Here is a 5,832-nt window from a genome sequence, read left to right as displayed (position 1 = left end):
GGTGAAGCGTTCGCGGCCCCAATCGACTCCGTCGCCGAGCCGACGCATCTGGCCACCGATGGTTCCGCCAGATTCGCGTTTCCAATCCCAGACCTTGTCGACGAACAGCTCGCGGCCAAAGTCCTCTTTGGTCTTCCCGTCGACCGCGAGCTGCTTTTCCACCACGCTTTGAGTCGCGATACCCGCGTGATCCATACCTGGCTGCCACAGCACTTCATAACCTTGCATGCGCTTGCGACGGGTCAGCGCGTCCATCATGGTGTGCTCGAGCGCATGCCCCATGTGCAGGCTGCCGGTCACGTTCGGCGGCGGCAGCACGATCGAGTAGGCAGGTTTTGCGCTGGCCGGGTCCGCGGCGAAGTACCCCGCGTCAAGCCAATGTTGATAGATCGCACTCTCGGCCGCGCCCGGATCCCACGCCTTGGGCAGGGCTTCAGCCCGCGCGTTGGCGGCGGGTTCGGGGCTAGCGGTCACCCGTCAAGTCTAGAAAGCGCCGAGGCCGGCAACGAACACCGCCCGGATGCGGGGGGTGTTCTGCGGCTATTTCTTGCCGCCGAGCAACCCGCCGAGGATGTCGCCTGCCTTGGAACCCAGCGCGTTGCCCAGCACCGTGCCGAGCGACTTATTGCCGCCCATGCCGCCAAGGATGCTGCCCAGCACGTCATTGAGCGCCCCGCCGGAGGCTGACTCCTTCGCCGGAGCTCCGCTCTTTCCGCTGAGTTGCTTGCCCACATAGGCCAGCACGATTGGCGCCAGGATCGGCAGTAGTTGCTTGAGCAGATCGCTGTTGCCTCCGCCGCCACCGGCCAGCGCGTTGGCGACCTGCGCGGCGTCATTGCCGCCGAAGATCTTCGCGATCGCCTGCTGACCGTCCTTCTCGTCGACCTGGTCGACGCTCACGCCGCCGTCGAGCAGACCGCTGGCGGCATGGCTGTCGGCGGCGGACTCGATTTTGCTGGCGTGATCCGGGTCCTGTGCGTTCTCGTGCAATCCGCCGACCAGCACCGGCACCAACAGCTGAACCGCTTTGTTGACTTCGTTTTCGTCGACGCCGATCTTGCTTGCGATGTCACTTGTGGGAATCTGAGCGAAGAGATCTTCAAGGCCAGACATGGACTTGTACCTAACGTCACTGGGTTGGTGTGGTACCTCGATCACGACACTAGCCCGCACCGAAGCCCTCCGAAAGCGGTTCTTGCACGCAGATTCAATTAATGCGGCGCCAGCTTGGCAGTGTCCAGCGACACCCCCGCGCCGGGGAGCCGCGCCAGCAGTGCATCACCCATCGCGGCGGCCGGTGTGAGCACACCGCGTAGCTCCGAGAGATCATCGCGATCCGTTGCCAGCGTCAGACCGCTTTCCCCCAGAAGCACCGCGGTGGCTTTGTATCCGGGGTCTCCGCGTTGCGCGATGGTTGCGACATAGCGGGCGCCCGAGGTCGTCGTGGTGTACGTCTCCGCCTTGTAAAAGCCGCGCTCGCGTACGGCTTCACTGGGGCCGGTGCCGGGTTTGGGCAACACGCGCTCCACCAGTCTGCGCGGCAGCAGCCGGAAGTAGCGGCTGCCCAACCCCGAGACCGCGTTGCCGATCCCGTTGACAACCCCGGACACCACCGGTGCCACGGCCGATGAGCCCACGCTCATGTGTTCGCTGTAGCGGAACTGCCTGCCGTACGCCCAGTCCTGTAATGCATTGCTGCGTCGGACAATTCGAGTATTAGTTGGCGCCATCATGAAGCCTGCCGTCCACAATCCGGTCAGCTCCGGCGCGATCTGGCGGCCACGGCGCCATCGCAGGTCGGGCTGGGCGCCCAGTTCGGGTTCTGCGCTGCGGTCGGGGCTCAGCGTGTAGGGATCAGCGAATTGACGGCGCACGTCGGCATCCCTGGACACCGAATCGAGGACTTCCACCATCGATGCCAACGTGCCGCCGGACAGCCCGCCGGAGAAGGAGCGAACCACAAAGTCGGTGCCCAGAAGCTCGCCGGCACCGTCTTCGCGTGCTCGGCGGTAAAGCGAGTACACGGTGAGATCCGAAGGGATCGAATCGAATCCGCACGCGTGCACGATGCGTGCGCCGGTGTCGAGCGCCTGCTTGTGGTACAGGTCGATGCTGTCGCGAACGAACGGCGGCTCGCCGGTCAGGTCGGCATAGTCGGTACCCGCCGCCGCGCACGCGGCGACCAACGGCAGGCCGTACCGGCTGTAAGGCCCGACAGTCGTGACGACCACCCTGGTCTGCGCGGCCATCGCATCCAGAGTCGACGGCGATGAGGCGTCTGCGACCAGAACTGGCCATGACTGCGCCGATTCTCCCAGTGTTTCGCGAATCGCCAGTAGGCGGTCAGTTGATCGCCCAGCCAGCGCGATCCGCGCGCCTCCGCCGGCCCGGGCCAGGTAATCGGCGGTGAGCTTGCCCACGAAGCCGGTTGCCCCGTACAAGACGATGTCGTATTCGCGCGTCTCGGTCACAGGCGCGACGCTACTCCGAGGATCTCCGGCAACTCGGCGCTCTCCCCCAGCACATGCTCGGCCAGAAATGCGATGACCACCTGGTACCAGATCTTGGTGTGCTGCGGCGCCTCCACCCAGTGGTTTTCCGACGGGAAGTACAGGAACCGGTGCGGGCTGCTGCCATCCTCGCCGGCCGGCAGCGCCGAGTTGGAAAGCAGCTCGTACCACAGCCGCAGGCCCTCACCGATCGGCACGCGATAGTCCTTGTCGCCGTGGACGACCAGCATCGGCGTGGCAATCCGACCGACGAATTGGTGTGGCGAGTTCGCAGCGGTCATCTCCGCCGTCATCTCACGACGCCAGTAGTAGGCGTGATCGGTTGTCGGGCTGAATTGGTCCAGCGCCCACAGACTGGCATGGGTCACGATCGCGGCGAATCGGTCGGTGTGGCCGGCCATCCAATTGGCCATGTAGCCGCCGAATGAGCCGCCCATCGCTGCGATCCGGGTTGCATCGATGCGTGAATGAGCACACGCCGCATCGATGGCGACCATCAAATCGTCGAATGGCGGACCACCCCATGCTCCCCAACCACGCTCGATGAATTCCTGTCCATAGCCGGTCGACAGCGCCGGATCGGGCAGCAGCACCGCGTAGCCCGCGGCGGCTAGCAGCCATGGATTCCATCGCCATGACCAGCTGTTCCAACTGCCCAGCGGCCCTCCGTGGATCCATAGCAGCAGCGGGGCGGGCGCCGGGTCGTCGGGCAGCACTAACCACGACCGCACCACCGTCTCGTCCGCAGCTGCCGCGGTGACCTCGGTCAAAGTTCCTGGTAGCGTTGGCAAGTCGACGCATGGCAGTACGGTGGCGACACCACCGGGATCGATCCGAACCGGATGCGGCGGTGCCGCATACGAGCTGCGCAAGGCGTAGAAAACACCACCAGGCGCGGCGACGACGTCCGTGTAGGCGAAGTCGTCGTCGGTGAGCTGGGTGACTGTCGATGTCGACAGTTCGACGAGGAACACCGGGGCCCGACCTCCCTGATCGGCCGTGACCACCAGCGCGGTGCCGTCGCATGACCAGGTCAGCGAGATCGGCCGACGATCCCATGCTTGCGCCACCGACCGCGGTTCGTCGCCGAATCGCAGGTATTGCAACGTCATTCGCGGCGCACCGTCGGGAGTGGAAATGGTTTCGCGGGTGTAGGCGATCCCCGACCCGTCCGGTGAGATGGCAGGATGCTCGAGTTCGGCGTCCGGATCGTCAGCGATCACGCGGCGTTCGCCCGATACCACGTCGACCCGCATCAGCACCGAGCGTTCGGTGGGGCCGGGCCCGGCGACCCGCCACGTCGTCACCAGGAACCGGCCGTCGGCACTGATGTCGAATTGGGCGGTGTCGAATCCGGCTTCGCGCAGCGCCGCACCGGGCTGCGGCGTCAGATCACGCGGTCCATTGACGTCGAACAGATGTGGTTCGTCGGGGCCGATGTCTTTGTCCCAGAACCGAACCGGGTAACCGGAATGCAGGATCGCGTTGACCTGAGAGGCCTTGCGGAGATCGCGCAACCTTCGGTCGTCGTCGATGTCGCGCGCCGTCGGCAACAGCGATGCGCCGATTACTGCGGTCTCGGCGCGGCGCGCGGTGCGGACGACGCTAACGCCTCCGGGCATGCTCAGCACCTCGACGGCCTCGCCGCCGTCCGCAGGGAGCCGCCACAGCGAGCCCGGTGGTTTGTCGGTGCCACCGCTGTTTTCGGCGGTCGGCCGAGACGAGATGAACAACAGGTCGCCGTCGGCGGTGAACGCCGGTGCCGACTCACCGTTCGAGCCACGGGTAAGGCGGCGTGCGGGTGTTGCGCCGGTGGGATCGATTTCCCAGACGGCGCTGACGTACTCGGTGCGCTTGTCGTTGAATTCGGCCACGGTGGTTACCACCCGCGACCCGTCCGCCGAGACTGCCAGGCCCGACACTCGTGGCAGTGTCAAGTAGTCGTCGAGGTTGTCGAATGCCGTTGCGGTCACGACTTGTTGGTAACACAGCGCGGAGCTTTCTGCGGTGTGCGCCATACAACACCGAAGTAAGTTTGATTTTCAAACTTGAAGCTGACATGCTCGTAGGTATGCCCGCTGTGACGCTGGCCGACTTGCCCGGCCGGCCTTGTCCCATCGCCGCCGCTCTGGAGTTGGTCGGGGAACGATGGGCGTTGCTGATCGTCCGCGAGCTGGCGCTGGGCAACACACGCTTCCAGGACATCGTCCGCGGCACCGGCGCGCCGAGGGATCGAGTGGCAGCCCGGCTCAAGGCGCTGGATGAGGCTGGCGTCATCCGGCGTGTCCGGTACCGCGCAGCGCCACCGCGATTCGACTACCAGCTCACTGAGTCCGGCCGCGCGCTGCTGCCGGTGTTGGATGCGTTGCTGGCTTGGGGAATTGACCATGCAATCCGTCCGGGCGACCCCGACGGTGACCGCTACCGCTGGACGAAGGCCAAGCAGCCAGCAGGAAGGGCACCATGACCACCGTCAACGACGACACCGAAAAAGAACTGTGGGGACCGCCGCGCTCACGCACGGTGACGTGGCACGACCCCGGCCCCGCCACTGCGCGCGGCCTCGCGATGGCAGGGATCGACTACCTCAAGGCGATGATCGCCGGCGAGCTTCCGCCACCCCCGATCGCCGCACTCATGCAATTCGATCTGGTCGAGGCAGAGTTCGGCAAGGTGGTGTTCACCTGCCGACCGGACGGCTCGGTGTACAACCCGAACGGCGGCGTACACGGCGGCCTGGTCTGCACCCTGCTCGACTCCGTCGCCGGGCTAGCAGTGCACAGCACGCTTCCTGCCGGCAAGGGGTACACCTCGATCGAGATAAAGGTGAATTACCTCAAGGCGGTGCGACTCGACAGCGGCCCGTTGACGGCGACCGGGACGGTCGTCAAAGCGGGGTCGCGGGTGGGCTTCACCGAGGGAGTCGTCACCGACGCGTCAGGTGCGGTCGTGGCGACCGCTACCAGCACCCTGCTGGTGTTCGACCTGTAGCTGGCCGACGAGTGATTGCTCGGTGAGACGCCTGACGGCGGTGGCGGGCTATCGCCCGGCCACCGCCGTCAGTTTGTTTGGTTTGGTCAGCCGCGCCGGCCGCAGACCGGCCAGGCACCGATGCCCTGCGAGTGCAGGACGTTCTCGGCCACCCGGATCTGCTCCTCACGACTCGCGCCGTTCGGAGAACCCGAGCCACCGTTGGCCCGCCAGGTGCTCGGCGTGAACTGCAGGCCACCGGAGTAACCGTTACCGGTGCTGATCCCCCAGTTGCCGCCGGACTCGCACGCAGCGATCGCGTCCCAGTTGACGCTGTAGGCCTTGACAGGCG

Annotated in this window: 7 protein-coding genes; 2 read left to right on the top strand and 5 right to left on the bottom strand. The window is 65.7% G+C overall.

Features of this window, described 5'->3' with window-relative positions:
• The 4 genes from WB785_RS19610 to WB785_RS19595 form a co-directional block, all read right to left on the bottom strand.
• Nucleotides 1-474, bottom strand: a 474-nt coding sequence (locus tag WB785_RS19610; RefSeq protein ID WP_424080960.1) for a class I tRNA ligase family protein, incomplete at its 3' end; no start/stop codon positions are given.
• A gap of 66 nt (nucleotides 475-540) precedes the next feature.
• Nucleotides 541-1,113 (bottom strand): DUF937 domain-containing protein, encoded by a 573-nt coding sequence (locus WB785_RS19605; protein ID WP_424080959.1) that lies wholly within the window; start codon nucleotides 1,111-1,113, stop codon nucleotides 541-543.
• A 98-nt stretch (nucleotides 1,114-1,211) separates the two neighbouring features.
• Nucleotides 1,212-2,471, bottom strand: coding sequence for a saccharopine dehydrogenase family protein (locus tag WB785_RS19600; protein ID WP_424080958.1), 1,260 nt, complete (start codon nucleotides 2,469-2,471; stop codon nucleotides 1,212-1,214).
• Nucleotides 2,468-4,483, bottom strand: a complete 2,016-nt coding sequence (locus WB785_RS19595; protein ID WP_424080957.1) for a S9 family peptidase — start codon at nucleotides 4,481-4,483, stop codon at nucleotides 2,468-2,470. The genes WB785_RS19600 and WB785_RS19595 overlap by 4 nt, the downstream gene beginning before the upstream one ends.
• Nucleotides 4,484-4,581: 98 nt before the next feature.
• Here WB785_RS19595 and WB785_RS19590 point away from each other — a divergent pair, with 98 nt between their 5' ends.
• Entirely contained in the window at nucleotides 4,582-4,977 is a 396-nt protein-coding gene (locus WB785_RS19590; RefSeq protein WP_424080956.1) for a winged helix-turn-helix transcriptional regulator, read from the top strand.
• On the top strand, nucleotides 4,974-5,501 hold the full coding sequence (locus tag WB785_RS19585) for a PaaI family thioesterase (RefSeq protein ID WP_424080955.1): 528 nt from the start codon (nucleotides 4,974-4,976) through the stop codon (nucleotides 5,499-5,501). Before WB785_RS19590 ends, WB785_RS19585 begins: the two co-directional genes overlap by 4 nt.
• A gap of 86 nt (nucleotides 5,502-5,587) precedes the next feature.
• On the opposite strand, the gene WB785_RS19580 is transcribed toward WB785_RS19585, so the two are convergent.
• The coding region (locus WB785_RS19580; protein WP_424080954.1) for a transglycosylase family protein at nucleotides 5,588-5,832 on the bottom strand (245 nt) is incomplete at its 5' end.

Origin of the sequence: Mycobacterium sp., assembly GCF_049585075.1 — a bacterium.
Lineage (GTDB): Bacteria > Actinomycetota > Actinomycetes > Mycobacteriales > Mycobacteriaceae > Mycobacterium.
The sequence above is the reverse complement of the archived record's forward strand: the minus strand, read 5'-3'. Positions and strand labels throughout refer to the sequence as shown.